The following is a 26,721-nucleotide window of genomic DNA, read 5'->3' as shown; positions in this document are numbered from 1 at the left end:
CGCTCTACGATGGATCCATGGCGGGATCCGGCTGGGCATGGCAGCGCGGTGAACTCCCCAGTGAGATGACGAGTTTCATCGGCCGGGAGTTCGAGATCGATGGGGTGTGCGCCCTTCTGGAGGGCGCCCGCATGGTGACGCTCCTGGGGCCGGGGGGCGTCGGCAAGTCCCGGATCGCGGTGCGTGCCGCCACCTCGCTCGCCCCCCGATTCCGTGACGGCGTACGGATGGTGGAGCTGGCCGGGGTCCGCGACGGGGAGCTGCTGCCGCACGCGGTGGGGGCGGCCTTCGGGCTGCCGGAGGCGGCTGGGCGCAGTCCGCTCGACATGGTGGTGGAGTTCCTGCGCGAGGAGCAGTCGCTGCTGGTGCTGGACACCTGTGAGCATCTGGTCGACGCGTGCGCGCTGTTCGCCGAGATTCTGCTGAGCTCGTGTCCGGGGCTGCGGCTGCTGCTCACCAGTCGGCAGGCCCTGGATGTTCCCGCCGAGCACACGCTGACGGTGGCACCTCTCGAACAGGCCGAAGCGGTACGGCTGTTCATCGAACGCGCCGCAGCCGCCCGCCCCGGCTTCGCCCTGACCGAGGCCAACGCGGAACAGGTCGGCGCCCTGTGCGCGCGTCTCGACGGGATTCCGCTGGCCCTGGAGCTGGCTGCCGTACGGCTGCGGGCGCTGCCCCTGGAGCAGGTGCTGCGCCGGCTGGAGGACCGCTTCCGGGCGCTCGGCGGGGGCCGTGCCGCGCATCCCCGGCACCAGACGCTCCGTACGGCCATCGACTGGAGCCACGACCTGTGCACGCCCGAGGAGCAGACGCTGTGGGCTCGCCTTTCGGTCTTCGCGGGCGGCTTCGACCTGGAGGCCGCCGAACACATCTGTGCCGACGGCGAGTTGGACGCGTACGACATCGTCGACCACCTCATCGCCCTGGTGGACAAGTCCATCGTGATCCGGCGCGAGGGCGAGGGCGACGACCGGTACCGGATGCTCGACACGATCCGTGAGTACGGGGCCGAGAGGCTCGCCGCGTCCGGGGAGGGCCAGGGGCTCGCCCGGCGCCACCGCGACCACTTCCTGCACATCGCGCGCGAGGGGTACGCGGGCTGGTTCGGGCCCGCGCAGATCGCCTGGATGCACCGCCTCGACCGCGAGATCGACAACCTCCGCGCCGCCATGGAGTGGTCGCTGTCCACACCGGGGGAGGAGGCGGGCGCGGTGGCGGTCTCCGGGGCGCTCACCGGCCTGTGGATCGGCATGGGCCGGGCGCTGGAGGGCTCCCGCTGGAGCGCCAGGGCCGGAGCCACCGGGGCGGGCGGCCCCGCCGACCGGGCGATGCTGGACTTCCAGCGCGGCGCGTGCCAGGTCATCGGCGGGCAGTGGGAGGAGGCGGCCGACTGCTATCTGCGGGCCGCCGAGGGGTACGGGCTGGCAGGCGACGCGCACGGTCGGACCCAGAGCCTGGTGTATCTGTCCATCACGTACATCCATCTCGGCCGTACCGAGGAAGCGGCCCGCAACGACACGGAGATCGACCGGTCCGTGCGCGACCTCGGTGACCGCCATCTGCTGGCCATGCACCTGCGCAACGCAGGTGACCGGAGTCTGCGGCTGGGTGACCCTGCGGCGGCCGAAGAGATCCTGCTGCGCGCCCTGGACACCTTCCCGCCCGGTGAGGCGTGGGCCACCGGCGTCACCCGCTTCTTCCTCGCCCTCGCGCGCATCGCCGACGGCGACGCGGCCGGCGCGCAGGAACACGGCAGGCAGGCGCTGCGGAGCTTCGCCCTGCTGCCGGACGTCTTCGGCATCGGCAACGTCGCCGCCGTACTCGGCTGGGCCCTGGTCCTCCAGGACCGGCACGTGGAGGCGGCCGTACTGGCGGGCGTGGCGGCGGGCACCCGGTACGGAGACGTACCGCTGCTGGTCGGCGACCCGCTGCTGCTCGGGCTGCACGCCCACTTCCGGGAGCAGGCCGAACAGGCCCTGGGAGAGGCGGAGTTCGCGCGACTGTACGCGCAGGGCGCGGCGATGGAGCTGCGCCGTGCGGTGGCGCTCGCACTCGGCGAGCCCCCTGACCCCGAGCCGGGCCCGGCCCCGCTGCGCACCCTCGACGTCCTGACCCGGCGCGAGCGCGAAGTCGCCGCCCTCGTCCACCAAGGCCTGTCCAACCGGGAGATCGCCGAGAAGCTCGTCATCTCGAAGCGCACCGCGGACGCGCACGTCGAGCACATTCTCGCCAAGCTGGGATTCGGCTCACGGGGCGAGATCGCGGCCCTGGTCCGCGACGCCGAACTCCACTCCGGTCAAACAGGCATTGCAGGGTAGCGGCGGGCTCCGAGACCCTACGATGCTCGTATGGCGGAATCCGTCTGGGCCTGGCAGCGCGGTGAACTCCCCAGCGAGATGACGAGTTTCATCGGCCGGGAGCGGGAGATCGACGACGTCTGTGCGCTCTTCGGCAGTGCGCGGATGGTCACCCTGCTGGGACCCGGCGGAGTGGGCAAGTCCCGGATCGCCGTACGGGCCGCCGGCTCGGTGGGCCGCCAACTCCGTGACGGTGTGCGCCTGGTCGAGCTCGCCGGGGTGCGTGACGGGGAGTTGCTTCCCTATGCGGTCGGTTCGGCCTTCGGGCTGCCCGAGGCGGCTGGGCGCAGTCCGCTCGACATGGTGGTGGAGTTCCTGCGCGAGGAGCAGTCGCTGCTGGTGCTGGACACCTGTGAGCATCTGGTCGACGCGTGCGCGCTGTTCGCCGAGATTCTGCTGAGCTCGTGTCCGGGGCTGCGATTGCTGCTGACCAGCCGGCAGGCGCTCGACGTTCCCGCCGAGCACACGCTGACGGTGGCGCCCCTCGAACAGGCCGAAGCGGTACGGCTGTTCATCGACCGGGCCGCCGCCGCCCGCCCCGGCTTCGCGCTGACCGAGAGCAACGCGGACCAGATCGCCACCCTCTGCGCGCGCCTCGACGGGATTCCCCTCGCCCTGGAGCTGGCCGCCGTACGACTGCGGGCGCTCCCGCTGGAGCAGGTGCTGCGCCGCCTGGAGGACCGCTTCCGGACACTGGGCGGCGGCCGCTCCTCGCACCCCCGGCACCAGACGCTCCGTACCGCCATCGACTGGAGCCACGACCTCTGCACCCCCGAGGAGCAGACGCTGTGGGCCCGGCTGTCCGTCTTCGCGGGCGGCTTCGACCTGGAGGCGGCCGAACAGGTCTGCTCCGAGGGCGAGTTCGAGGAGTACGGCATCGTCGACGACCTCATCGGTCTCGTCGACAAATCCATCGTGATCCGGGAAGACGGCGACGGGGACGACCGCTACCGGATGCTCGACACGATCCGCGAGTACGGAGTGGAGCGGCTCGCGGCAGCTCCCGGCGGCACGCTGCCCTCCGCGTGCCGCCACCGTGACCACTTCCTGCACCTCGCGCGCTCCGCCGACGAGGCCTGGTACGGGCCGGGCCAGCTGCAGTGGACGCGCCGTCTCGACCGGGAGATCGACAACTTCCGTACGGCGATGGAGTTCTCCCTCTCCGCCCCCGGGGAAGAGGCGGCCGGGGTGGCCCTGGCGGCAGCACTGACGGGTCTGTGGATCGGGAGAAGCCGACTGGTGGAGGGCGTGCGCTGGGCCGACCGGGCCCTGGCCGCGGGTGCCGGCACGGAGGCGGACAGTGCCACCCTGCACTTCCAGCGGGCCCAGTGCCTCGCCAACAACGGGCCCATGCACCTGGCGCTGCCCGACTTCTATCAGGCGCTGGAGATCTCCCGGCGTACCGGCGACGGCAGGATCCGGATGCGGACCCTGGCGTATCTGGCAACGACCGAACTGCATCTGGGCCACGCCGAGGAGTTTCTGGCTGCCCACAACGAACTCCTGCCGCTCGCCGAGGCGTACGACGACGGCTTCGCCCTCGCCTACGCGCACCGCAACGCCGCCATGCACCTGGCACGGGCCGGCGACGCGGCCGCCGCCGTGGGGGAGTTGCTGCGCTCCCTGGAACTGGCGCCGCAGGGCGAGAACTGGGCCAACGCCCACAGCACGCTCGCCCTGTGCATGGTGCGGATCTTCACCGGCGACTTCCCCGGTGCCCTGCGCGAAGGCCGTGAGGCACTGCGGCTCTACATGGAACTGCCCGAACTGTTCGGCGGCGGTCACGCCCTGGAGGCGCTGGCATGGGTGGCCCGCTTCGAGGAGCGGTACGCCGACGCGGCCCTGCTGATGGGCGCATCCGTCGACGTGCACCGGGGTCTCTCGCCGTTGATGCTGGGAGACCCGGTGCTGGTGGCTGTCCATGACGCGGCCAAGGCGCATCTCGTAGAGGCGCTGGGGGAGCGGGAGTTCGAGCGGTTGCACGCCGAGGGGGAGGTGCTGGGCCGGGACCGTGCGGTGGCCTTCGCCCTCGGGGAGCCGCCGGCCGTCCGTACCGCGCCCGTCGGCGCCCTGGAGGCCCTCACCCGCCGCGAGCGCGAAGTGGCGCTCCTCGTGCACGAAGGCCTCTCCAACCGGCTGATCGCCGAGCGGCTCGTCATCTCGAAGCGCACCGCGGACGCGCACGTCGAGCACATCCTCGCCAAGCTCGGCTTCGGCTCGCGCGGGGAGATCGCGGCGCTCGTAGGTGAAGTGGGAGCGGACGTACCTAGGTAGGCCCCACCTGGGGTTTTAGGTGTACGGATCTATGGCCCGCACCCGCGCGCACCCGGCCCCCCGCCCGCCACGCTGTCTCCATGTCGCCAGCACAGTCAAGGCCGCAGCAGAATCCGCCGCTCTCCGCACTCCTCGACCGGCTCTCGTCGACCCGGCTGGTCACCCTCACCGGACCCGCGGGTGTCGGCAAGTCCCACCTCGCCGCACGGATCGCCGAGTCCATCGACCTGCCCGTCTTCCGCGCCGACCTGTCGGCCTGCCAGGACGCCGCCCTGGTGCCGCACGCCGTCGCCGCCGCACTTCACACCTCGCCCGAGCAGGGCGCCGATCCGGTGTACGCGGTGCTCCAACTCCTGTCGCGACGGCGCGGGTTGCTCGTCCTCGAGACCTGCGAGCACGTGCTGACGGGGTGTGCGTATCTCGTCGGCAGACTGCACGACCACTGCCCCCAGCTGCAGATACTGACCACCAGCCGCAAGGCGCTGGGCGTACCGGGCGAACAGTCCCTCGCCCTGCGGCCGTTGCCGCCCGAGCAGACCGTGGGAATGCTCACCGAGAAGGCCGCGACGCAGGGCGTCGACCTGCCCAACTACTGGGGCCGGCTCATCGCCCAGCGCCTCGACGGCGACCCGCTCTCCATCCTGCTCGCCGCGCGCAGCCTGCGCCTGATGCCCGCCCAGCGGCTGTACGCGAGCCTCGCCGTCCCCGGGGGCCGCTTCACCGTCCTCACCGACGGCCCCAAGGACCCGCCCCGCCACCGGAGTCTGCTGCGGGCCATCGACTGGAGCCACGAGCTGTGCAGCAGGGCGGAGCGGCTGCTGTGGGCGCGCATCTCCGCCTTCGAGGGCACCTTCACGGAGGAGCAGGTACGTACCGTCTTCGCGAGCGGCGCCGAATTCGCCGCGCTGGTGCGGTCGTCGGTGGTCATCCCGCAGGACGGGACGGCGAAGAGCGGGCCCGCGTACCGGCTGCCGCTCGCCCACCGCGAGTACGGACAGCTGCGGCTGGCGGGGCTCGGCGACTAATGTGATCGGCGTGACGACGCAGACGGCCTATCTCCGGTATCCGCATGTCCAGGGCGAGTTGATCGCCTTCACCGCCGAGGACGACGTCTGGGTCGCGCCGCTCGACGGCGGCCGCGCCTGGCGTGTCAGCGCCGACAACAGGCCGGTCACCCAGCCGCGGATATCCCCCGACGGGGCGACCGTCGCCTGGACGTCGACGCGCGACGGGGCGCCCGAGGTGCACGTTGCGCCGGTCGACGGAGGGCCCTCCCGGCGGCTCACCTACTGGGGGGACCACCGGACGTCGGTCCGCGGCTGGACCTCCGGCGGCGAGGTCCTCGCGATCAGTACGTACGGACAGGCCTCGCTGCGCCGCAGCTGGGCGCGGGCGATCCCGCTGGACGGCGGACCCGCAACCACCCTTCCCTACGGACCCGTTGGGGGACTCGCACACGGCCCGGACGGGCGCGTGCTGCTCCTCTCGGCGACCATGGGGCGCGAGGCGGCGGCCTGGAAGCGGTACCGCGGCGGCACGGCGGGCAAGCTGTGGATCGGCGAGGGCGACTCCTTCGCGCGCATCCACTCCGGACTCGACGGGAACATCGAGTGCGCGATGTGGGTCGGCGACCGGATCGCCTTCCTCTCCGACCACGAGGGGGTCGGCGCGGTCTACTCCTCGCTGCCCGACGGCTCGGACCTCCGCCGCCACACACCGGTGGACGGCTTCTACGCCCGTCACGCCACCACCGACGGCACCCGCGTCGTGTACGCGTCCGCCGGTGAACTCTGGCTCCTCGACGACCTCTCCGCAGGCACCGGGCCGCGCCGCATCGAGATCCGCCTCGGCGGCCAGCGCGCCGACCTCCAGCCGCACCCCCTGCACGCAGGACACCACCAGGTCGTCGCCTCGCCCGACCACACCGGACGCGGCAGCGCGGTCCTGGTGCGCGGCACCGTCCACTGGCTGACCCACCGCGAGGGCCCCTCGCGCGCGCTGGCCGCCGAGCCCGGCGTACGGGCCAGGCTGCCGCACACCTTCCGGGTGGACGGCGACGAGCAGGTGGTCTGGGTGACGGACGCGGACGGCGAGGACGCCCTCGAATTCGCCCCGGCGACGGGCGCCGCCCCCGGCGCGACACCGCGCAGGGTGGCGGGCGGGCAGCTCGGCCGCGTACTGGGCCTGGCCGTGGCCCCCGACGGCGGGCGGGTCGCGGTCGCCTCGCACGACGGGCGTGTGCTGCTCGTGGACCGTACGTCGGGCGACGTACGGGAGGTGGACCGCAGCGACAACGGCGACGCGAGCGGCCTCGTCTTCTCGCCCGACTCCGGCTGGCTCGCCTGGTCGCACTCCGGGCCCGGCGACCTGCGTCAGCTCCGTCTCGCGGACACCGCGAACCTGACCGTCACCGAGGCAACTCCCCTCCGTTTCAAGGACTATCAGCCCGCCTTCACCCTCGACGGACTGCATCTCGCCTTCCTCTCGGAGCGGGCCTTCGACCCGGTCTACGACGCGCACGTCTTCGACATGTCCTTCGCCGTGAGCTGCCGCCCGCACCTCATCACGCTCGCCGCGACGACGCCGTCGCCCTTCGGGCCGCAGCGCCACGGCCGCCCGTTCGAGGCGGACAAGGAGAAGAAGGGCGACGACGCGGAGGGCGGTACGGAGGAGAACGCCGCCCCCGTCACCCGCATCGACCTGGACGGACTCGCGGGCCGGATCATCCCCTTCCCCGTCGAGGCCGCCCGCTACTCCACCCTGCGCGCCGCCAAGGACGGAGTGCTCTGGCTGCGCCACCCGCTGCGCGGAGTCCTCGGCACCACCCGAGCCACCCCCGACGACCCCGGCCCCACCACCACGCTGGAGCGCTACGACCTGGCCCAACTGCGCGTCGAGGAACTCGACTCCGACGTCGACCGGTTCGCGGTCAGCGGCGACGGCAAGCGGGTGGTGCTCAGCGGCGACGGCAAGCTCAGGGTCGTACCGTCGGACCACCAGGCGTCCAAGGACGACGACAGCGACAGCAACATCACCGTCGACGTGTCCCGGGTGCGGCACACCCTCGACCCGGCCGCCGAATGGCGCCAGATGTACGACGAGACCGGCCGCATCATGCGCGACAATTTCTGGCGCCCCGACATGGGCGGCGTCGACTGGTCCGGGGTCCTCGACCGGTACCGCCCCGTCCTCGCCCGCGTCGCCACCCACAACGACCTCACCGACCTCCTGTGGGAGGTGCACGGCGAACTGGGCACCTCGCACGCCTACGTCACCCCGATGGGCGGCTGGGGCTCCGACGCCACCCGCCAGGGCCTGCTCGGGGCGGACATCTCCCGTACGGACGACGGCAGTTGGCGCATCGACCGCATCCTCCCCACGGAGACCTCCGACCCGCACGCCCACTCCCCGCTGACCGCACCGGGGGTGGCGGTCCACCCCGGGGACGCGATCCTCGCCGTGGACGGCCGCGCGGTGGACACGGTGACGGGCCCGGGACCGCTCCTCACGGGATCCGCGGGCAAGCCGGTCGAGCTCACGATCGCCCCGGCCGGCGGCGGCGAGGTGCGCCACGTGGTGGTCGTACCGACGGCGGACGAGGAGGCGCTGCGCTACCACGACTGGGTCGCGGACCGCCGCGCGTACGTCCACGAACACTCCGGCGGCCGCCTCGGCTACCTCCACGTACCCGACATGGTCGGCTCCGGCTGGGCACAGCTCCACCGCGACCTTCGGGTCGAAGTCGCCCGCGAGGGGCTGGTGGTGGACGTACGGGAGAACCGCGGCGGCCACACGTCGCAGCTGGTGGTGGAGAAGCTGGCCCGCCGCATCGTCGGCTGGGACCTGCCCCGCGGCATGCAGCCCTTCAGCTACCCGGCGGACGCCCCGCGCGGCCCGGTGGTGGCGGTCGCCAACGAGTTCTCGGGCTCGGACGGCGACATCGTGAACGCCGCGATCAAGGCGCTGGGCATCGGCCCGGTGGTCGGCACCCGTACGTGGGGCGGCGTGATCGGCATCGACAGCCGCTACCGTCTGGTCGACGGGACGCTGATCACCCAGCCCAAGTACTCCTTCTGGCTGGAGGGCCAGGGCTGGGGCGTCGAGAACTACGGCGTGGACCCGGACGTGGAGGTGGTCATGACCCCGCAGGACCACGCGGCGGGCCGCGACCCCCAGCTCGACGAGGCGATCAGGATCGCGCTGGCGGAACTGGAGTCGAACCCGGCGAAGACGCCGCCGGAGCTACCGGAGCTGCCGGGGCTGTAGGAGCCCTTCGGCACGCAGCCTTGCGCAACTGTCCCTCGGTGCACTCGAATTGGGCGCATGGGGACCAACGTGCAGGGCATGCGCGTCACTTCGGGGTTCACGCCGTGACGGGTGGCTTCGAGCACGCGGCGGCCCGTGCCGCGTTCGACCAGGGGGCACGGGCCCGGGCCGAGGGGCGGGTCGATGACGCCCGGGAGGCGTTTCTGCGGGCTGTTGCCGGTGGGGACCCCGACATCCGGGCCAAGGCGCTCGCCAATCTCGCCGTGCTCGAAGCCTCCGCCGGGCGGAGCGACGAGGCGCGCGCCGCGTTCGAGCAGGCCATTGCCACGGGACATCCCGAGCACGGCCCGCAGTCCCTGTTCAACTTCGCGATCTTCGTGCAGCGCGGCGGGGAGCTGACCCGCGCCCGTGAGCTCTACGAGCAGGCCATCGCCAGCGGGCACCCCGAGCACGGGCGCAAGGCCCTGCTGAACCTCGCCAATCTGGCAGCCAACCAGGGGCGCCTGGACGAGGCTTGTGGCCTGTTCCTGCGGGCCATGGCGCCCCCGTTCCTCGGCGACACCGCCTGGCGCGCCCACCGGCGCCTCGTCGAGGTCGACCGCGGCCGGCTCGCGGCGGGCCGTGCGGTCTATCTGCGGGCCATCGAGAGCGGCGACGAGCGGACGGCGGCGCACGCCCGTGAGCTGCTGCACGACCTCGATCCGCAGAACAGCGTGCCTCCCCGTACGATCCAGATCGGCCGGCGGACCTTCGTGCTGTCCGACATCGAAGACGCCGAGTGGGCGGGCGGGGAGCCCGCGTACTCCAGCGGCCACCTCGACATCTTCACCCGCGACGGCGGTCAGCACGTCGTCTTCGTCGACCTCAACGACCCCTACGACAGGCGCGGATACGACTGGCTCAGACAGCACCTCGGGCAGTCCGGCCGGTAGGCTGCCGGACAACTGATCACCAGCGACCGAGGAGGGCGAGTCATGGCGGGAGAGCCGCAGACCGACTGCCTGTTCTGCAAGATCGTCTCGGGGGACATCCCGGCGACCGTCGTGCGGGAGAGCGAGACCACCGTCGCCTTCCGCGACATCAACCCGCAGGCGCCGACGCACGTCCTGGTGATCCCCAAGGTGCACTACGCGGACGCCGCGTCCCTCGCCGCCGCCGAACCGCAGATCGCTGCCGACGTCCTCCGCGAGGCCGGACAGGTCGCCGCGGACGAGAAGGTCGACGAGAGCGGGTACCGCATCGTCTTCAACACCGGCGCGGGCGCAGGACAGACCGTCTTCCACGCGCACGCCCATGTGCTGGGCGGTCGCGGGCTCAACTGGCCGCCCGGATAAGCGCGTTGTCCGCACGAGAGCTGGTCGTGCTCGGGACCGCGAGCCAGGTCCCGACCCGCCACCGCAACCACAACGGGTACTTCCTGCGCTGGGACAGCGAGGGCTTCCTCTTCGATCCCGGCGAGGGCACCCAGCGGCAGATGCTGCACGCGGGCGTCGCCGCGCACGACATCGACCGGCTCTGCGTCACGCACTTCCACGGCGACCACTCGCTGGGGGTCGCGGGCGTGATCCAGCGGATCAACCTCGATCAGGTTCCGCATCCGGTCACCGCGCACTACCCGGCGAGCGGCCGCCACTTCTTCGAGCGGCTGCGGTACTCGACGGCCTACCGCGAGTCCGTCGCCATCGCGGAGGTCCCCGTGGACGGCGACGGCGCGGTGCTGGCGGAGACCTCCTCGTACCGGCTCGAAGCGCGGCGGCTCTCGCATCCCGTCGAGTCGTACGGCTACCGGATCGTCGAGCCCGACGGGCGGCGCATGCTCGTCGAGAAGCTCGCCGAGGCCGGGATCAAGGGTCCGGACGTCGGGGTGCTGCAGCGCGAGGGCGCGGTCGGTGACGTGACGCTGGAGCAGGTCAGCGAGGTGCGGCGCGGGCAGCGGTTCGCCTTCGTGATGGATACGCGGATGTGTGACGGGGTGCTGGCACTGGCTGAGGGGTGCGATCTCCTCGTCATCGAGTCGACGTTCCTCGACGCGGACGTGCGGCTGGCCGAGGACCACGGTCACCTCACCGCCGGGCAGGCGGCGGCGGTGGCCAGGGACGCGGGTGTGCGGCATCTCGTACTGACGCACTTCTCGCAGCGCTACTCCGACCCGGAGGAGTTCGAGCGGGAGGCCAGGGCGGCCGGGTACGAGGGCGAGCTGACCGTCGCCCGCGACCTCGACAGGATTCCGCTTCCCAAGCGCCTCTGACCTACGCTTTCGGGATGCCGAACCCCGCACCCCTCCCCAAGGCCGAACTGCACCTGCACATCGAGGGCACCCTGGAGCCCGAGCTGGCCTTCGCGCTCGCCGCACGCAATGGCGTCGAGCTGCCGTACGCGACCGCCGACGAGCTGCGGCGCGCGTACGCCTTCGACGACCTCCAGTCGTTCCTGGATCTGTACTACGCGCTGATGGCCGTGCTGCGGACCGAGCAGGACTTCGAGGAGCTCGCCGACGCCTATCTCGCCCGGGCCGCCGCCCAGGGCGTCCGCCACGCGGAGATCTTCTTCGACCCGCAGGCGCACACCGCGCGCGGAGTCGAGATCGGTACGGTCGTCGAGGGTCTCTCGCGGGCGCTTGACCGCAGCCAGGAGCGGCACGGGGTCTCGACCCGGCTCATCCTCTGCTTCCTGCGCGACCAGCCGGTCGAGTCCGCGATGGAGACGCTGCACTCGGCCGTCCCGTACCTGGACAAGATCGTCGCGGTCGGGCTGGACTCGGCGGAGGTCGGCAACCCGGCGTCGAAGTTCGCCGACGTGTACGACGAGGCGTCCGCGCTCGGGCTGCGGCGCGTCGCGCACGCGGGCGAGGAGGGCGACCCGTCGTACATCTGGGAGGCCCTCGATGTCCTCGGCGTCGAGCGCATCGACCACGGGTTGCGCTGCATGGAGGACCCGGAGCTCATCGAGCGGCTGGTGCTCGGGCGGATTCCGCTGACGCTGTGCCCGCTGTCCAACGTACGGCTGCGGACCATCGACGTCCTGGAGGAGCACCCGCTGCCCAAGATGATCGAAGCCGGGCTGATGTGCACCCTCAACTCGGACGACCCCGCGTACTTCGGGGGCTACGCGGGCGACACCTTCGACGCGGTGCGCACCGCGCTCGACGTCGGCGACGAGCAGCTGCGCGAGCTGGCCAGGAACTCCTTCCTGGCCAGCTTCCTGGACGACGACGAAGAGCTGCGGGCGCGCTACTTGGCCGAGGTCGAGGCGTACGACTTCGGCTGAGTCCGCTTGGTTGTCGTACGGATCCTGAGCGGCCGGGGCGGCAGTGCGGCGACCTCGATCTCGGCCACCGGCTGCTCGGGGGCGCCCAACTGCGGGACCGTACCGGGCGTCGCGCCCGCGGTCGCCGAGAGCAGCGCCGCCGGGGCACCGCCCCTGCGTCGCACCGCGCCGGGGACCAGCGGGCGGCCCGCGGTGTGCAGGGCGACCGCCGTCATGGGGACGGCGAGGAGCAGGAGCAGTACGCAGAGGATCTGGCCCATCGCGGGGAAACCCGTGTGCGCGGCGAGCGTCGACCCCGTGACCGGGCCGCACGCCGTGCCGAGCGAGGACGCGGAGCCGACGAGGACCGCCCAACGGCCGCGCGGGTCCAGGGATGCGGCCAGTCCGATGAGGTACGAGAGGACCACCGGGTAGATCGCGTTCCAGGCGATCTCGCCCGTCGCGAAGGACGTCAGGCCGTCGGCGGAGGCGGCCGTCGCGATGCACACGGCGATGACGGCCGTGCCCGCGCCGATCGGGAGCGCGCGGCCGAGGCGCGCGCCGAGCGCGGTCGCGGCCGTCACCCCGAGGAGGCCCGCGCCGAGGCCGGCTGCGAAGACGGCGCCGACGGTGACCTCGGAGAGGCCCGCCTGGTCGAGACCGATGCGGCTGCTGACGCCCCAGAGGGAGTTCTGGGCGAGCGACCAGAGCGCGATGGCGCCGGCGAGGACCAGTCCGGCGCGGAGGTAGGGGAGCGGGGTGCGGGGGGTCTGGCTCGTGTGGGTGGCGGGCGCTGCGGGGATGCGGCCTGCCGCGGGCCAGGCGCAGACCGCGAGCGCGGCCAGGGCGAGGAGCGGGGTGCGGTGGCCGCCGCCGAGGTGGGGGATCGTCAGGTAGAGGGCGCCTGCGGTGGCCGAGACGGAGAGCAAGCCGAGGGCGGAGGCGCGGTGGGGGTCGCGCTGGGCGGCGATGGAGGAGGCGGCGACGGTCGTTGCCGTACCGGAGCCGAAACCGCCGACGACCGCGCCGAGCAGGACGAGCGGGGTGGTGGCGGTGGCCGCGGCGGTTCCGTACCCGACGAACATCAGGAGCAGGCCGGTGCGGGCCAGGCGGTGGGGGCCGATGCGCTCCACGCGGGAGGCGAGCACGAAGCCGGCGGTCGCGGAGGCGAGCAGGAGGGAGCTGCCCATCAATCCGGCCTGGGCGGCGCCGAGTTGGAGTGACGTGCCGAGGCGGGCCACGGTCGTGGGGAGGAGGTACGCGGCGAGGTAGCCGGCGGTGAAGAGAGCGACGAGCGGCCATACGGGGGTGGCGGCTGCGCGCGGGCGCGGAGGCACGGGCTGTTCCTGAATGAGGGCGCGGCAAAGGAGGGTACTGCGGGGAGGGGTGCGACTCGACTGACCCGTGGGTCAGGAGCTCGCGGCCAATTTGTATCAAGTGGGAGGGCTGCGGAAAAGCCGTGGCTGTGTGATCTGTAACACGGTTGGTTTGTGGCGGGGTTTGGCGGGTAGGCGGGGGTGTTTGCGCTGGTCCGGGTCAGGTGTGGCCTGCGCCGCCGCTGCGCGGAGCGCGTCCCCGAACCCGCCCCTTCCCGAAACCGGGGGCGTTGCCCCCGGACCCCCTGGACGCGGCCTTCGGCCACGTGTCCTCAATCGCCGGACGGGCTGGATTTTGCTGCATGTGCGATTCAAGTGCAGCAAAATCCAGCCCCTCCGGCGATTGAGGAGCGGGGTCTGGGGCGGAGCCCCAGGGCGGGGGTTCAGGGCGGGGGTTCAGCGCCAGTCCGGGGCCCCCGGCAACGGCACCGCCGCCGCCTCGATCCGCGCCCGCGCCTCCCGCATCACCGTCACGATCTCCTTCTCGTGCGCTTCCGTCAGCCGTGCCACCGGCACCGAGCAGCTGATCGCGTCCACCGCCGGCACCTCGTACCGCAGTACGAAACCGAAGCCGACGATCCCCGTCACGCCCTCCTCGCGGTCGATCGAGTAGCCGCGCTCGCGGACCTGCTCAAGGTCCGCCGCCAGTGACGCCCCGTCCACGTGCGTGTTCGGGGTGAAGCGCTCCAGGTCGCCCTGGGGGAGCGTGTCCCGTTCCGCCAGCAACGCCTTCCCCAGCGCGCCCACATGCGCCGGGAGCCGTCGGCCCACCCTGCTGATCGTGCGGACGTATTCGTGCGACTCCCGCGTCGCCAGGTACACCACGTCGTCCCGGTCTATCCGGCCCAGGTGCACCGTCTCGCCCAGCGCCGTCGACGCCTCGTCCAGGTGGGGGCGGGCGGCGCGCACCCGGGGGTCCGTGTCCAGGTAGCTCGTGCCCGTGAGGAGGGCGCGGATGCCGATGCCGTACAGCGAACCCGTCGCGTCCGTCCGCACCCAGCCGCGGTCGATCAGGGTCTGGAGGAGGGCGTACATGGAGCTGCGCGGTACGCCCAGCTCCTCCGCGAGTTCGCGCAGGCGGGCGGGGCGGTCGCCGCGTGCGGCCAGCACTTCGAGCAGTTCGACGGTGCGGCCCGCCGACTTCACCTCGCGTACGCCTCCGGTCTCTGGCATGGGGTGCATCGTACGTAAGCCGGCGACGCACCCCCTTGACCATCCCCGTCCACATACCTACCCTCCATTCTTATGCGTGGACAGCATCTACATACGGAGACAGAGACGGTGGAGCGGCTGCGGGAGGGGATGGGACGCGGGGTCCTCTCCTTCCCGCTCACCAGCTTCGGCGCGGGCGGCGAGCTCGACCTGGACGGATACCGGGCCTACCTGGAGCGCCAGTTGGCGGCGGGGCCCGGCGCCGTCTTCCCCGCCTGCGGCACCGGCGAGTTCTTCTCGCTCGACGAGGACGAGTACCGCGCGGTCGTCACCGCCACCGTCGAGGTCACCGACGGGCGCGTCCCCGTCGTCGCGGGCATCGGCTACGGCTGGGCGCAGGCCGCCCGGTTCGCCCGTATCGCCGAGGAGGCCGGGGCCGACGCCGCCCTCGTCCTGCCGCACTACCTCGTCTCCGCCCCGCAGGACGGCCTCGTCGCGCAGCTGGAACAGATCGCCGCCCGCACCCGGCTGCCCCTCATCGCGTACCAGCGCGGACAGGTCTCCTTCACCGCCGACAGCCTCCGCTGCATCGCCGCGATCCCCGGCGTCGTCGGCCTCAAGGACGGGCACAGCGACCTCGACCGGCTGCAGCGGCTCACCCTCGCCGCCCCCGAGGGCTTCCTGTTCTTCAACGGGGCGTCCACCGCCGAGATCCAGGCCCGCGCCTACGCCACCGTCGGCATCCCCGCCTACTCCTCCGCCGTCCACGCCTTCGCCCCCGAGATCGCCGGCGCCTTCTTCGCCGCCCTGCGCGACGGCGACAACGCGCGCGTGGATGAGCTCCTCCGCGGCTTCTACGTCCCCCTCGTCGAGCTCCGCGACCGCGTCCCCGGATACGCCGTGTCCCTGGTCAAGGCCGCCGCCCGCCTGCGCGGCGAGCGCGTCGGGCGGGTCCGCGCACCGCTCACCGACCCCGGCGCCGACGACCTCGCCGTACTTGAGAAGCTGCTCGCCACCGGACTCGACCTCGTAGGAGCCGCCGTATGACCGCCGCCGACCTGACCATCACCGAGGTCCGTCTCACCCCCGTCCTGATCTCCGACCCGCCGCTGCTCAACGTCCAGGGCGTGCACCAGCCGTACACCCCGCGGCTGGTCATCGAGGTCGTCACGGCGGACGGGATCACCGGGATCGGCGAGACGTACGGGGACTCCAAGTACCTGGAGCTGGCGCGCCCGTACGCGGACCTCCTCGTCGGCCACTCGATCGCCGACCTCAACGGGCTCAACACCCTTGCCGAGCAGGTCGGAGTGGACGAGGCACGCGTCGACAACGCGGTCGACGTCGGCGGCCTGCGCGGCGTCCAGACCGCCGACAAGCTGCGGCTTTCCATCATCTCGGGCTTCGAGGTCGCCTGCCTGGACGCGCTCGGCAAGGCGTACGGGGTGCCCGTGCACGAGCTGCTCGGCGGCAAGATCCGCGACACCGTCGAGTACAGCGCGTATCTCTTCTACCGCTGGGCCGAGCACCCGGGCGGCGCGGGCGAGGCCGACACCTGGGGCGAGGCGGTCGACCCGGCGGGCATCGTCGCCCAGGCCCGCCGCTTCGTCGACGACTACGGCTTCACCTCCTTCAAGCTCAAGGGCGGCGTTTTCCCGCCCGACCAGGAGATCGCCGCGGTCAAGGCGCTCGCCGAGGCGTTCCCCGGCCACCCCCTGCGCCTCGACCCCAACGGCGGCTGGACGCCGGAGACCTCCCTTGAGGTCGCGGCCGAGCTCGCGGACGTACTCGAATACCTGGAGGACCCCGCCCCCGGCACCCCGAACATGGCCAAGGTGTCGGCCGGCACGGACGTCCCCCTCGCCACCAACATGTGCGTGACGACGATCCCCGAGATCCGCGAGGCGTTCCTCACCGACGCCGTCCAGGTCGTCCTCTCCGACCACCACTACTGGGGCGGACTGCGCGCGACGCGCGAACTGGCCGCGATCTGCCGCACCTTCGGCGTCGGCCTGTCCATGCACTCCAACACCCACATGGGCATCAGCCTCGCCGCGATGACCCACGTCGCGGCGACCGTCCCCAACCTCGACTACGCCTGCGACAGCCACTACCCGTGGCAGACGGACGACGTCATCACGACCCGCCACGAGTTCACCGAGGGCCGCCTCACGGTCTCCGACGTCCCGGGCCTCGGCATCGAACTCGACCGCGACACCCTCGCCCGTCTCCACCAGCGCTGGCTGGACGACGACGGCACGATGCGCGACCGCGACGACGCGGCCGCCATGCGCAAGGCGAAGGGCTACGAGGACTGGGAGACCCCGGCGCTGCCCCGCTGGTAAAGGGCGAGGTCACGCCGTGTGTCAGAGGCGTACGGCACACTGGCGTGACCTGCAGCTGAGTACGGGGAGCCCACGGTGACGACCGACGACGACCGCAAACACCAGAACACCCTCGACCCCCTGGGCGCCCTGCGCGCCCCCGAGGATCCGGCCTGCGACGTCTATCTCACCGGCACCGTGTTCCTCGACATCATCTTCACCGGGCTCGACTCCGCCCCCGTCCGCGGCACCGAATCCTGGGCGCGCGGCATGGGATCGAGCCCGGGCGGGGTGGCCAACATGGCGACCGCGCTGGCCCGCCTCGGGCTGCGGACGTCCCTCTCCGCCGCCTTCGGCGACGACCACTACGGGGAGTACTGCTGGGACGCCCTGGAGCAGGGCGAGCACATCGACCTGAGCAGATCGCGCACCGTCCCCGGCTGGCACTCCCCGGTCACGGTCTCCATGGCGTACGAGGGCGAGCGCACGATGGTGTCGCACGGCCACGAGGCCCCCGTCCCCGAAGGGTCCGTCCCCAGCTGCCCGCCGCTCGCCCGCGCCGCGATCGCCTCGCTCGGGCCCGGGAAGCGCGAGGACTGGGTGGCGCACGCGGCCGGGCACGGGACCCGGGTCTTCGCCGACGTCGGCTGGGACGAGACCGGGCGCTGGGACCTGGCCGCGCTCGAAGACCTCGGCCACTGCGAGGCGTTCCTGCCCAACGCCGAGGAGGCGATGCGCTACACGCGCACCGACTGCCCGCGCGCCGCCGCCCACGCCCTGGCCGAGAAGGTGCCCCTCGCCGTGGTGACGCTGGGCGCGGACGGTGCGTACGCCGTGGACGGATCCACGGGGGAGAGCGCCGAGGTCCCCGCCATCGCCGTCGAGGCCATGGACCCCACGGGCGCCGGCGACGTCTTCGTCGCGGGCTTTGTCACCGGCACCCTCGCGGGCTGGCCGCTCGCCGACCGCCTCGCGTTCGCCGGGCTCACCGCGGCCCTCTCCGTGCAGGAGTTCGGCGGGTCGCTGTCCGCGCCCGGCTGGGTCGAAGTGGCCGCCTGGTGGCAGCACGTGAACGCGTACGACGACCAGGACCCGGCGGCGCTGCGGCGCTACGCCTTCCTGGAGGAGCTGCTGCCCGCCGCCTCCCGGCCGTGGCCGCTGCGCCGGGCGGTACCGACTATTGGTTTCAAGGCCTCCTGAAAACCCCTCGGTGATGTCAGTGGTGGGTCGTAGGCTTGGTAATCCAGAGGTTGTCGAGCAGCGAGAACCCTGTAATGGGAGGTATGTGCAGGCCCGAGGGCCCGGCCCATGACCCAGACACCCACACAGCCGCAGGCAAGCGCCCAGATCAGCATCCCGGCCGCGCACCCCATGGTGCTGCTCCTGGGATCCGGCGACTCGCTGCTGCGCGTGATCGAGAAGGCCTTCCCGGCGGCCGACATCCATGTCCGGGGCAATCGGATCAGCGCCACGGGGGAACCGGCCGACATCGCCGTCATCCAGCGACTGTTCGACGAGATGATGCTGGTGCTCCGTACGGGTGCGCCGATGACGGAGGACGCAGTGGAACGCTCGATCGCGATGCTGAGGGCGAACGGCAACGGCGGGGGGTCGGCGGAGACGCCGGCCGAGGTGCTCACGCACCCCATCCTCACCTCGCGCGGCCGCACCATCCGCCCCAAGACGCTCAACCAGAAGCGGTACGTCGACGCGATCGACCAGAACACGATCGTGTTCGGGATCGGCCCGGCCGGTACCGGCAAGACGTACCTCGCCATGGCCAAGGCGGTCCAGGCGCTGCAGGCCAAGCAGGTCGACCGGATCATCCTCACCCGCCCCGCCGTCGAGGCGGGCGAGCGCCTCGGCTTCCTGCCGGGCACGCTCACGGAGAAGATCGACCCGTATCTGCGGCCGCTCTACGACGCCCTGCACGACATGCTCGACCCGGACACCATCCCGCGTCTCATGGAGGCGGGCACGATCGAGGTCGCACCGCTCGCCTTCATGCGCGGCCGCAGCCTCAACAAGTCGTTCATCATCCTCGACGAGGCGCAGAACACCAGCGCCGAGCAGATGAAGATGTTCCTGACGCGGCTCGGCTTCGACTCGAAGATGGTCGTCACCGGTGACGCCACCCAGGTCGACCTGCCCGGCGGCACGACCAGCGGCCTGCGCCAGGTGCAGAAGATCCTCGACGGCATCGAGGACGTGCACTTCTCGCGGCTCACGAGCAACGATGTCGTCCGGCACAAGCTCGTCGGCCGTATCGTCGACGCGTACGAGAAGTACGACAGCTCCAGCGAAACCGGGAAGTAGCGAACACGCACCATGTCGATCGACGTCAACAACGAGTCCGGAACCGAGGTCGACGAGCAGGCGATTCTCGACATCGCCCGCTACGCCCTCGCGCGGATGCGCATCCACCCGCTCTCCGAACTCTCGGTGATCGTCGTGGACGCCGACGCCATGGAGCAGCTGCACATCCAGTGGATGGACCTCCCAGGTCCGACTGATGTCATGTCCTTCCCGATGGACGAACTGCGTCCGCCGGCCAAGGACGACGAGGAGCCCCCGCAGGGGCTCCTCGGCGACATCGTGCTCTGCCCCGAGGTCGCCGAGCAGCAGGGCAAGGACGCGCCCACCGAGCACACCATGGACGAGGAGCTCCAGCTGCTCACCGTCCACGGGGTGCTGCACCTGCTCGGGTACGACCACGAGGAGCCCGACGAGAAGGCCGAGATGTTCGGCCTCCAGGCGGCGATCGTCGACGGCTGGCGGTCGGAGAAGGGCATGACCGGGCCTTCCCCCGCGCCGACCGTCTCATGACCGCACAGCTGATCGTCGGCGCCGTCGCACTGGTCGTCGTCGCCTGGCTCGCGGCCTGCGCGGAGACGGGCATCGCCCGCACCTCCAGCTTCCGGGCCGCCGAGGCCGCGCGCTCCGGGCGGCGCGGCAGCGCGAAGCTCGCCCAGATCGCCGAGGACCCGACCCGCTATCTCAATGTGGCGCTGCTGGTGCGCGTCGCCTGCGAGATGGCGGCGGGCGCCCTCGTCACGTACGTCTGCCTGCGCGAATTCACCGTCACCTGGCAGGCCCTCGCCATCGCCATCGGGGTGATGGTCCTCGTGAGTTACGTCGCGGTGGGCGTCTCCCCGCGCACCATCGGACGCCAGCACCCGCTCAACACCGCCACCGCGGCCGCGTACGTCCTGCTGCCGCTCGCCCGCATCATGGGGCCGATCCCGCAGCTGCTGATCCTCATCGGCAACGCGCTCACCCCCGGAAAGGGCTTCCGCAAGGGGCCGTTCGCCTCCGAGGCCGAGCTGCGCGCCATGGTCGACCTGGCCGAGGCGGAGTCGCTGATCGAGGACGACGAGCGCCGCATGGTGCACTCCGTCTTCGAGCTCGGCGACACCCTGGTGCGCGAAGTCATGGTCCCGCGCACCGACTTGGTCTGCATCGAGCGGCACAAGACCGTACGCCAGGCACTCACCCTCGCCCTGCGCTCCGGTTTCTCCCGGATCCCGGTGACCGGTGAGAACGAGGACGACATCGTCGGGATCGTCTATCTGAAGGACCTGGCCCGCAAGACCCACATCAACCGCGAGGCCGAGGCCGACCTGGTCTCGACCGCGATGCGGCCCGCGACCTTCGTGCCCGACACCAAGAACGCGGACGATCTGCTGCGCGAGATGCAGCTGGAGCGCAACCACGTCGCCGTCGTCATCGACGAGTACGGCGGCACGGCCGGCATCGTCACCATCGAGGACATCCTGGAGGAGATCGTCGGCGAGATCACCGACGAGTACGACCAGGAGGCCGCGCAGGTCGAGGAGCTCGGCGAAGACCGGTTCCGGGTCACCGCGCGTCTGGACATCGACGACCTCGGTGAGCTGTACGGCATCGACGAGTACGACGACGAGGACGTGGAGACCGTCGGCGGCCTCCTCGCGAAGGCACTCGGCCGGGTCCCCATCGCGGGCGCCACGGCGCTGGTCGACCTCCCGGACGGTCGGCGGCTGCGGCTCACCGCGGAGTCCCCGGCCGGACGCAGGAACAAGATCGTGACCGTACTGGCAGAGCCGGTCCGGCCGGTGGAACCGGCCGAAGGGGACTGAGACATGGGGAGTGGGACATGAAGACCGCGCAGGAACTCAGGGCGTTCTGCCTGGAATTCAACGCGAGCGTCGAGGAGTTCCCGTTCGGGCCCGAGACCTCCGTCTTCAAGGTCCTCGGCAAACTCTTCGCGCTCTCCCACCTCGACGGCGACCCGCTCACCGTCAACCTCAAGTGCGAGCCCGAGATCGCGATCCAGCTCCGCGAGGAGCACCCGGCGATCATCCCCGGCTGGCACATGAACAAGCGCCACTGGAACACCGTGACCGTGGGAGAGCTCCCGGACCGCATGGTCCGGGAGCTCATCGAGGATTCGTACGACCTGGTGGTGGCGGGTCTGCCGAAGGCGGAGCGCCTGCGGCTCGACCGGCCCTGACGCTCACGCCTTCCTGCGGCCGAGGCCCACGGCCACCAGGACCGCCGCAGCCACCACGATCGCCGCGTCGATGGCGAGCACCGTCCGCACCCCGGTGAACAGGTCGCCCTGCGTGGTGGCCAGCACGCCCAGCAGCGGGATGCCGATGGTGAGGCCGATCTGCTGGGTGGTGGTGACCAGTCCGGTCGCCAGCCCCTGCTCCTCGTCGGGGACCCCCGAGGTGACGGTCAGTCCGTACGAGATGATCGCGCCGAGGTGGCACATGCTGGCCAGCGAGACAGCGACCGTCGCGACCAGGGCGCCGGCCGAGGAGCCGATGAACAGCAGGGCGCCGACGAACAGGCCCTGGCCGAGCAGCGATCCGACCAGGACGCGGCGGACGCCGAACCGGCCGATGACCTTCGCCGCGTACGTACCGGCCACGGCCGACATCACACCCTGCACTCCGAAGACGAGGCCGGTCTCGAAGGACGAGAGCTTCAGGACCTCCTGCAAGTAGAGGGTGAGGACGAAGACGACCGTCGACATCATCGAGAAGGTGATCAGACCACCGAAGTTGCCCCAGGCCACGGTGCGTCGCTTCAGCATCGGGAGCGAGACCAGCGGGGCCTCCGCCCTCGACTCGACGACCACGAAGGCGGTCAGCAGGGCGATTCCGGCGATCAGGGTGGCGATGACGTCGGTGTGGCCGAAACCGTTCTGGGCGGCCGTCGACAGGGAGTAGATCAGGGCGAGCAGGCCGCCGGTGACGGTCACCGCGCCGGGGACGTCCAGACGGGGGCGGACCGGGTTGCGCGACTCGGTCAGCAGACCGGGGGCGAACGCCAGCACGACCGCCGAGGCCACACCGAGCAGACCCATGGTCGAGCGCCAGCCGAGCGTGTCGGTCAGTACGCCGCCCAGCACCATGCCGACGGTGAAGCCCAGCGAGAGCAGGGTGCCGCTGATGCCCAGCGCCCGGTCGCGCTGCGGGCCTTCGGGGAAGGTGGTGGTCAGCAGGGACATCCCGGTGGGGACGATCACGGCCGCGCCGAGGCCCTGGAGCGCACGCCCGGCGAGGAAGACCTCGGGGTTCCAGGCGAGGGTGGCGAGCAGGGACGCCGAGCCGAAGACGGCGAGGCCCGTCAGGAAGAGCTTGCGGCGGCCGAAGAGGTCGGCGATCCGGCCGAAGAGCAACAGGAAGCCGCCGGACGGGAGGGCGAAGGCGGTGACCGCCCACTGCAGTCCTGACTGGGTCATGCCGAGGTCCTTGCCCAGGACGGGCAGCGCCACGTTCAGTACGGAGAAGTCGAGCGCGACCATGAACTGGGCGGCGCACAGGACGAAGAGGATGAGCTTGGCCCGGGGGGAGAGCCGCTCTGGGGCCGCCGGGGCTGCCGGTGCTTCCGGAGCGGGGGCCTGTGGGGTGGTGGTTGAGGGTGCGGAGTCGATCGCCATGACCTCACCCTCGGGCTTCCCGGACGGGCGTGGGGAGCGGCAACTTATGCTGGTGTTCGTACCACCAGCCAGCATCACAGGGGGAGTCGACGTGGCCAGCCCGGTACAGAACACCGCACATGACCCCAAATCGCACCGGCTCAGCGAGCTCCGCGAGTTCCTGATGAGCCGCCGCGCCAGGGTCAGCCCGGCCGAGGCGGGCCTCCCCGACGGCGGGGCCAGGCGCCGTACGCCGGGGCTGCGGCGCGAGGAGGTCGCCGTCCTCGCGGGCGTCGGCGTCTCCTGGTACCAGTGGTTGGAGCAGGGCCGCGACATCACCGTCTCGCCGCAGGTCCTGGACTCGGTCGGCCGCGTGCTGAAGCTGAGCAGCGCCGAGCGCCGGCATCTGTACGTACTGGCCGGGCTCAACCCGCCGCCCCCCGAGGTCGATCCGGCCAACGCGGACATGTGCGAGGGGCTGCAGCGGCTGATCAACGCCTGGATGCCGTTCCCGGCGCACATCATGGACCGCTACTGGAACACGGTGCGCTACAACGACGCGGCCGCGATGGTCCTCGCCATGCGCCCCGAGATCGTGCAGAACTGCCTGATCGCCTTCTTCACCGACCCGATCTACCGCTCCCGCAACAAGGGCTGGGAGGCGATCGCCCACCATGTCGTCGCCCAGTACCGCGCAGCCTGCTCGGAGCACCCGGACGACGAGGGATTCCAGGCGGTGATCGAGGAGGCGCAGGAACTCAGCCCGGAATTCGCCGAGTTGTGGGCCCGCCGCGACATCGCCCCCAGCGGCCAGGTGCGCAAGGAGCTGGAGAACCCGGTGGTCGGCACGCTGTACGTCGAGTCCACCAACCTCAGGGTCCCGGCCCGCCCCGACCTCTCGATCGTGCTCCACACCCCGCTGCCGGACACCGGCACGGAGGCCAAGCTGCAGTGGCTGGCCTCGCCCGAGGGGCGGCGCGGGTCGATGTACCCGGTCGCGGGCTGAATCCCGCCAAAACCGAACAGCCGGAAGAATCAAGGGAGTTCCCCTTGTAATCATTGGCCACTTGCGTCTCAATGGGCAGGCTCGCACATCCGACGGACCGTCAGATTCAAGGGACGGCCGGGTACAGGACGCAGAGCCGCAGTCCTTTACCCGCGTTCGGCCGCCCCTCCTTCCGTGCCGCGCCCGCCCCACCCGCGGAAGGTTCGCGTACGCCTTTCACGCACCCCTGCAGCGCCGTGCCCGGCGACGGGCATCCGGTGGGAGTCCACCGCGTGGATCTCGTGCGCCCTCGTGCGGCCAGGCCCAACTCCCTGACAAGGGAAGGGGAATTTCATGGGACGCGCAAGATTAGGCATCGGCACGGCCGTCGCGGCGGGAGCTCTCGCCCTGGGCGGTCTCGCGTTCGCTCCGGCCGCTGCGGCGGTGACCCCGACGGTCGCCACCGCGGAGTACGACTGCGGCATCTTCGGCGGTGGCACTGCTCAGCTGACCGCCGCGCAGACCGGCAGCGGCATCGTCGTCTCCGTGGAGACGGCCGTCACCACGCCGCTCCAGATCAACCCGGGCGACGCGACCACCTCGCTCACCCTCGCCCTGAACGGCTCGGGCACCGCCGTGTTCACGGGCAGCAGCAACCCGCTCATGCCGTCCGGCACCCCCTACAAGAGCGGACCGCTGACCAGCGCCACCAGCTTTGCCACCGGTGACTCGCTCGACTCGTACTTCGGTGGTACGGCGCTCACTCTCTCGATCTTCGGTACGACGGTTTCGTGCGATGCGGTGACCGCACAGGACCCGGGTGCGTTCGTGGCCGACTGATCCCCAGCGCGACGAACCGGTGCCGCCCGGCCCGCGGCATCGGTTCCAGGGGTCGCCCAGGTGCGCCGCCCCCGGACGGTTTCCCTATGCTCACCGTATGACTGAGAGCACCGACCTCGGCCCCGAGGACCGCAAGATCATCACGTTGGCGCGCAGTGCGCGGGCCCGCAACGGAGTGCCCGAAGGGGCTGCCGTACGCGACGAGACCGGACGGACGTACGTCGCGGGGACCGTCTCCCTGGACTCCCTCAAACTCTCCGCGCTGCAGACCGCGGTCGCGATGGCGGTGGCGTCGGGGGCGCAGTCCCTGGAGGCCGCGGCGGTCGTCAGCGAGGCGGAGGCCGCCTCCGACGAGGACCGTGCCGCCGTACGTGACCTGGGCGGGGCCGGTACCCCGGTGCTGCTCGCGGGCCCCGACGGAGCCCTGCGGGCCACCGTCACCGCAGGCTGAGCGAACGGCCCCTCCTCCTGACCTGCGCGCACAGGGATCTTGACAGCATCTGACGTCCCATCAGTCAGTGCATTTCGGTTCCATTGACTTCTTTCGGCCATCGCTCGTCAATGGCCCTCTGCCGGCGCAGAAGAGCCGCTGCGCCCTTGTCCCTCAGGAGGGGCCAACCATGGCAAGAGGAACACGAAGACGTCGCTGGGCCGCAGCATTAGGAGTGGCCGCGCTCGCCGTCGGTGGGGGAGGGGTCCTCGCCGGGTCGGCGCATGCCGAGGCCACGGCCGCCGCTTCCACGGCGGTCGACTTCGCCACCCACTGCATTCCGCCCGCCATCGCCGGGATCCCGCCGATCGACGGCACCACGACCGCGCAGATCACCGTCGACAACGCGGCCCCCAAGGTGGGCGACACGGTCACCGTGACGTACACCGTGATCAAGCCCGCCGCGAGCAACCCGGTCGACCTGGCGCTCCCCGCCGACATCATGACGCCCACCGGCAAGGTCGCCCTCGGCGGCGCTCAGACCGGCAGCGTCACCGTCGCAGGGCCCAAGAAGAACGACCCGGTGCCCGCCAAGGGTGCCTTCCCGCAGTTCTCCATGACCGGGACGTTCAAGGTGACCGCGCCCGGCGCGATCACGCTCTCGCCCAGTGACTACAACATCCACACCAGCTACATCATGGAGCTGGACACCCCCTGCACCGTGACCAACGGTCCCGCGCCCGTCTCCGAGACGGTCACCGCGACGGACGGCGGCGGTCCGGTCAACGAGCGCACCATCTCGCTCAGCAAGGCTTCCGGTGCACCCGGCGACCGTGTGGTCGTCTCGGGTACGAAGTTCACCGGCGGCTCCGCAGCGATCGCTGCGGGCTGGAACGGCACCTCGGTCACCTCGGACACCCAGGCCTTCACGGTCCCCGCGTCCGGCACGATCGGTGTCAACCTGAAGGTCACGGACCCGGCCACTACGGGAATCGTCGTCTTCGAGGGGGCCACCTGGGATCCGGCGAAGGGCGCGGGACCTGCCGCGTACAGCGTCATTCCCGTGGTGAACCCCGGGGATCTCACCCAGAAGCTCAACTCCTCGGTCAAGGCAGGGACGTTGTCGATGTCCCAGGCCGGTGACACCGTCGCGATGTCGTCCGTCGACTTCGGACAGGGCGGCGCATCCACCGGCGACCTGCAGACGGTGACCGTGAAGGACTTCCGCGGCGGTCCGGCCGGCTGGTCGCTGACCGGCAAGGTCACCGCGTTCTCCGGTCCTTCGGGCGCGTCCATCGGAGCCGACCAGCTCTCCTGGACTCCGGCCTGCGCCACCAAGACCGGCAGCCCCAGCACCTGCGCCGCCGGTTCGGCGGGCACGGTCGGAAGCGCAGGGGCGACCCTCGCCTCGACGCCCAACGGGGCCCTCACCGGTGGTGAGTTCACTGCCAACGCCAAGGTCTCGCTGAACGTCCCGGCGTTCACCGCACCCGGCGCGTACTCCGGCACGCTCACCCTGACCCTCAGCTGACCGTCCGGTGGGCCGGGGCGCACCCGTCGGCC

Annotated in this window: 22 protein-coding genes; 19 read left to right on the top strand and 3 right to left on the bottom strand. The window is 71.4% G+C overall.

Annotation, left to right across the window (positions count from 1 at the left end):
* Nucleotides 1-17 precede the first annotated feature (17 nt).
* The 8 genes from OG707_RS11490 (at nt 18) to OG707_RS11455 (ending at nt 12,164) form a co-directional block, all read left to right on the top strand.
* Nucleotides 18-2,318 carry an ATP-binding protein gene (locus tag OG707_RS11490; protein ID WP_329117129.1) on the top strand — a complete coding sequence of 767 codons (2,301 nt, stop codon included), beginning with the start codon at nt 18-20 and terminating at the stop codon, nt 2,316-2,318.
* A gap of 30 nt (nt 2,319-2,348) precedes the next feature.
* Nucleotides 2,349-4,631, top strand: a complete 2,283-nt coding sequence (locus OG707_RS11485; protein ID WP_329117128.1) for an ATP-binding protein — start codon at nt 2,349-2,351, stop codon at nt 4,629-4,631.
* 80 nt (nt 4,632-4,711) lie between these two features.
* Nucleotides 4,712-5,656: an ATP-binding protein gene (locus OG707_RS11480; protein WP_329117126.1), complete on the top strand. Its 945-nt coding sequence runs from the start codon at nt 4,712-4,714 to the stop codon at nt 5,654-5,656.
* Between the two features lie 10 nt (nt 5,657-5,666).
* Nucleotides 5,667-8,897: a S41 family peptidase gene (locus tag OG707_RS11475; RefSeq protein WP_329117124.1), complete on the top strand. Its 3,231-nt coding sequence runs from the start codon at nt 5,667-5,669 to the stop codon at nt 8,895-8,897.
* Nucleotides 8,898-9,001: 104 nt separating this feature from the next.
* The gene (locus tag OG707_RS11470) at nt 9,002-9,829 is read left to right on the top strand and encodes a tetratricopeptide repeat protein (RefSeq protein ID WP_329117122.1); all 828 of its coding nucleotides are present in this window, start codon (nt 9,002-9,004) and stop codon (nt 9,827-9,829) included.
* A gap of 42 nt (nt 9,830-9,871) precedes the next feature.
* Entirely contained in the window at nt 9,872-10,231 is a 360-nt protein-coding gene (locus OG707_RS11465) for a histidine triad nucleotide-binding protein (RefSeq protein WP_329117121.1), read from the top strand.
* Between the two features lie 5 nt (nt 10,232-10,236).
* Nucleotides 10,237-11,145 (top strand): ribonuclease Z, encoded by a 909-nt coding sequence (locus OG707_RS11460; protein WP_329117119.1) that lies wholly within the window; start codon nt 10,237-10,239, stop codon nt 11,143-11,145.
* Between the two features lie 14 nt (nt 11,146-11,159).
* Complete coding sequence (locus tag OG707_RS11455; RefSeq protein ID WP_329117117.1) at nt 11,160-12,164, top strand: adenosine deaminase; 1,005 nt, start codon at nt 11,160-11,162, stop codon at nt 12,162-12,164.
* On the opposite strand, the gene OG707_RS11450 is transcribed toward OG707_RS11455, so the two are convergent.
* Nucleotides 12,128-13,480, bottom strand: coding sequence for an MFS transporter (locus OG707_RS11450; protein ID WP_329117115.1), 1,353 nt, complete (start codon nt 13,478-13,480; stop codon nt 12,128-12,130). The two genes, OG707_RS11455 and OG707_RS11450, sit on opposite strands and share 37 nt — an antisense overlap.
* Nucleotides 13,481-13,915: 435 nt before the next feature.
* Complete coding sequence (locus OG707_RS11445) at nt 13,916-14,692, bottom strand: IclR family transcriptional regulator (protein WP_329117113.1); 777 nt, start codon at nt 14,690-14,692, stop codon at nt 13,916-13,918.
* A 72-nt stretch (nt 14,693-14,764) separates the two neighbouring features.
* Here OG707_RS11445 and OG707_RS11440 point away from each other — a divergent pair, with 72 nt between their 5' ends.
* From OG707_RS11440 to OG707_RS11410, 7 genes are all read left to right on the top strand, one after another.
* Complete coding sequence (locus OG707_RS11440; RefSeq protein ID WP_329117112.1) at nt 14,765-15,718, top strand: 5-dehydro-4-deoxyglucarate dehydratase; 954 nt, start codon at nt 14,765-14,767, stop codon at nt 15,716-15,718.
* The gene (locus tag OG707_RS11435; RefSeq protein WP_329117111.1) at nt 15,715-17,016 is read left to right on the top strand and encodes a glucarate dehydratase family protein; all 1,302 of its coding nucleotides are present in this window, start codon (nt 15,715-15,717) and stop codon (nt 17,014-17,016) included. The genes OG707_RS11440 and OG707_RS11435 overlap by 4 nt, the downstream gene beginning before the upstream one ends.
* 75 nt (nt 17,017-17,091) lie before the next feature.
* Complete coding sequence (locus OG707_RS11430; protein WP_329117110.1) at nt 17,092-18,195, top strand: carbohydrate kinase family protein; 1,104 nt, start codon at nt 17,092-17,094, stop codon at nt 18,193-18,195.
* A 108-nt stretch (nt 18,196-18,303) separates the two neighbouring features.
* Nucleotides 18,304-19,311, top strand: coding sequence for a PhoH family protein (locus OG707_RS11425; RefSeq protein ID WP_329117108.1), 1,008 nt, complete (start codon nt 18,304-18,306; stop codon nt 19,309-19,311).
* 12 nt (nt 19,312-19,323) lie between these two features.
* Nucleotides 19,324-19,821: an rRNA maturation RNase YbeY gene (gene ybeY, locus OG707_RS11420; RefSeq protein WP_329117106.1), complete on the top strand. Its 498-nt coding sequence runs from the start codon at nt 19,324-19,326 to the stop codon at nt 19,819-19,821.
* Entirely contained in the window at nt 19,818-21,113 is a 1,296-nt protein-coding gene (locus tag OG707_RS11415) for a hemolysin family protein (protein WP_329117104.1), read from the top strand. The genes ybeY and OG707_RS11415 overlap by 4 nt, the downstream gene beginning before the upstream one ends.
* A 17-nt stretch (nt 21,114-21,130) precedes the next feature.
* Nucleotides 21,131-21,487: an MmcQ/YjbR family DNA-binding protein gene (locus OG707_RS11410; RefSeq protein ID WP_329117102.1), complete on the top strand. Its 357-nt coding sequence runs from the start codon at nt 21,131-21,133 to the stop codon at nt 21,485-21,487.
* A gap of 3 nt (nt 21,488-21,490) precedes the next feature.
* Here OG707_RS11410 and OG707_RS11405 read toward each other — a convergent pair whose 3' ends face one another.
* Nucleotides 21,491-22,924, bottom strand: a complete 1,434-nt coding sequence (locus tag OG707_RS11405; protein WP_329117099.1) for an MFS transporter — start codon at nt 22,922-22,924, stop codon at nt 21,491-21,493.
* Nucleotides 22,925-23,087: 163 nt separating this feature from the next.
* On the opposite strand from OG707_RS11405, the gene OG707_RS11400 reads away from it, so the two are divergent.
* The 4 genes from OG707_RS11400 (at nt 23,088) to OG707_RS11385 (ending at nt 26,689) form a co-directional block, all read left to right on the top strand.
* Nucleotides 23,088-23,909, top strand: coding sequence for a helix-turn-helix transcriptional regulator (locus OG707_RS11400; RefSeq protein WP_443071480.1), 822 nt, complete (start codon nt 23,088-23,090; stop codon nt 23,907-23,909).
* 333 nt (nt 23,910-24,242) lie between these two features.
* A complete protein-coding gene (locus OG707_RS11395; RefSeq protein WP_329117096.1) occupies nt 24,243-24,728 on the top strand; it encodes a hypothetical protein in 486 nt (161 codons plus the stop codon).
* A gap of 97 nt (nt 24,729-24,825) precedes the next feature.
* Nucleotides 24,826-25,179: a cytidine deaminase gene (locus OG707_RS11390; RefSeq protein ID WP_329117094.1), complete on the top strand. Its 354-nt coding sequence runs from the start codon at nt 24,826-24,828 to the stop codon at nt 25,177-25,179.
* A 169-nt stretch (nt 25,180-25,348) separates the two neighbouring features.
* Nucleotides 25,349-26,689, top strand: coding sequence for a WxL domain-containing protein (locus OG707_RS11385; protein WP_329117092.1), 1,341 nt, complete (start codon nt 25,349-25,351; stop codon nt 26,687-26,689).
* Nucleotides 26,690-26,721 lie beyond the last annotated feature (32 nt).

The organism is Streptomyces sp. NBC_01465 (assembly GCF_036227325.1).
Taxonomy (GTDB): domain Bacteria; phylum Actinomycetota; class Actinomycetes; order Streptomycetales; family Streptomycetaceae; genus Streptomyces.
The sequence above is the reverse complement of the archived record's forward strand: the minus strand, read 5'-3'. Positions and strand labels throughout refer to the sequence as shown.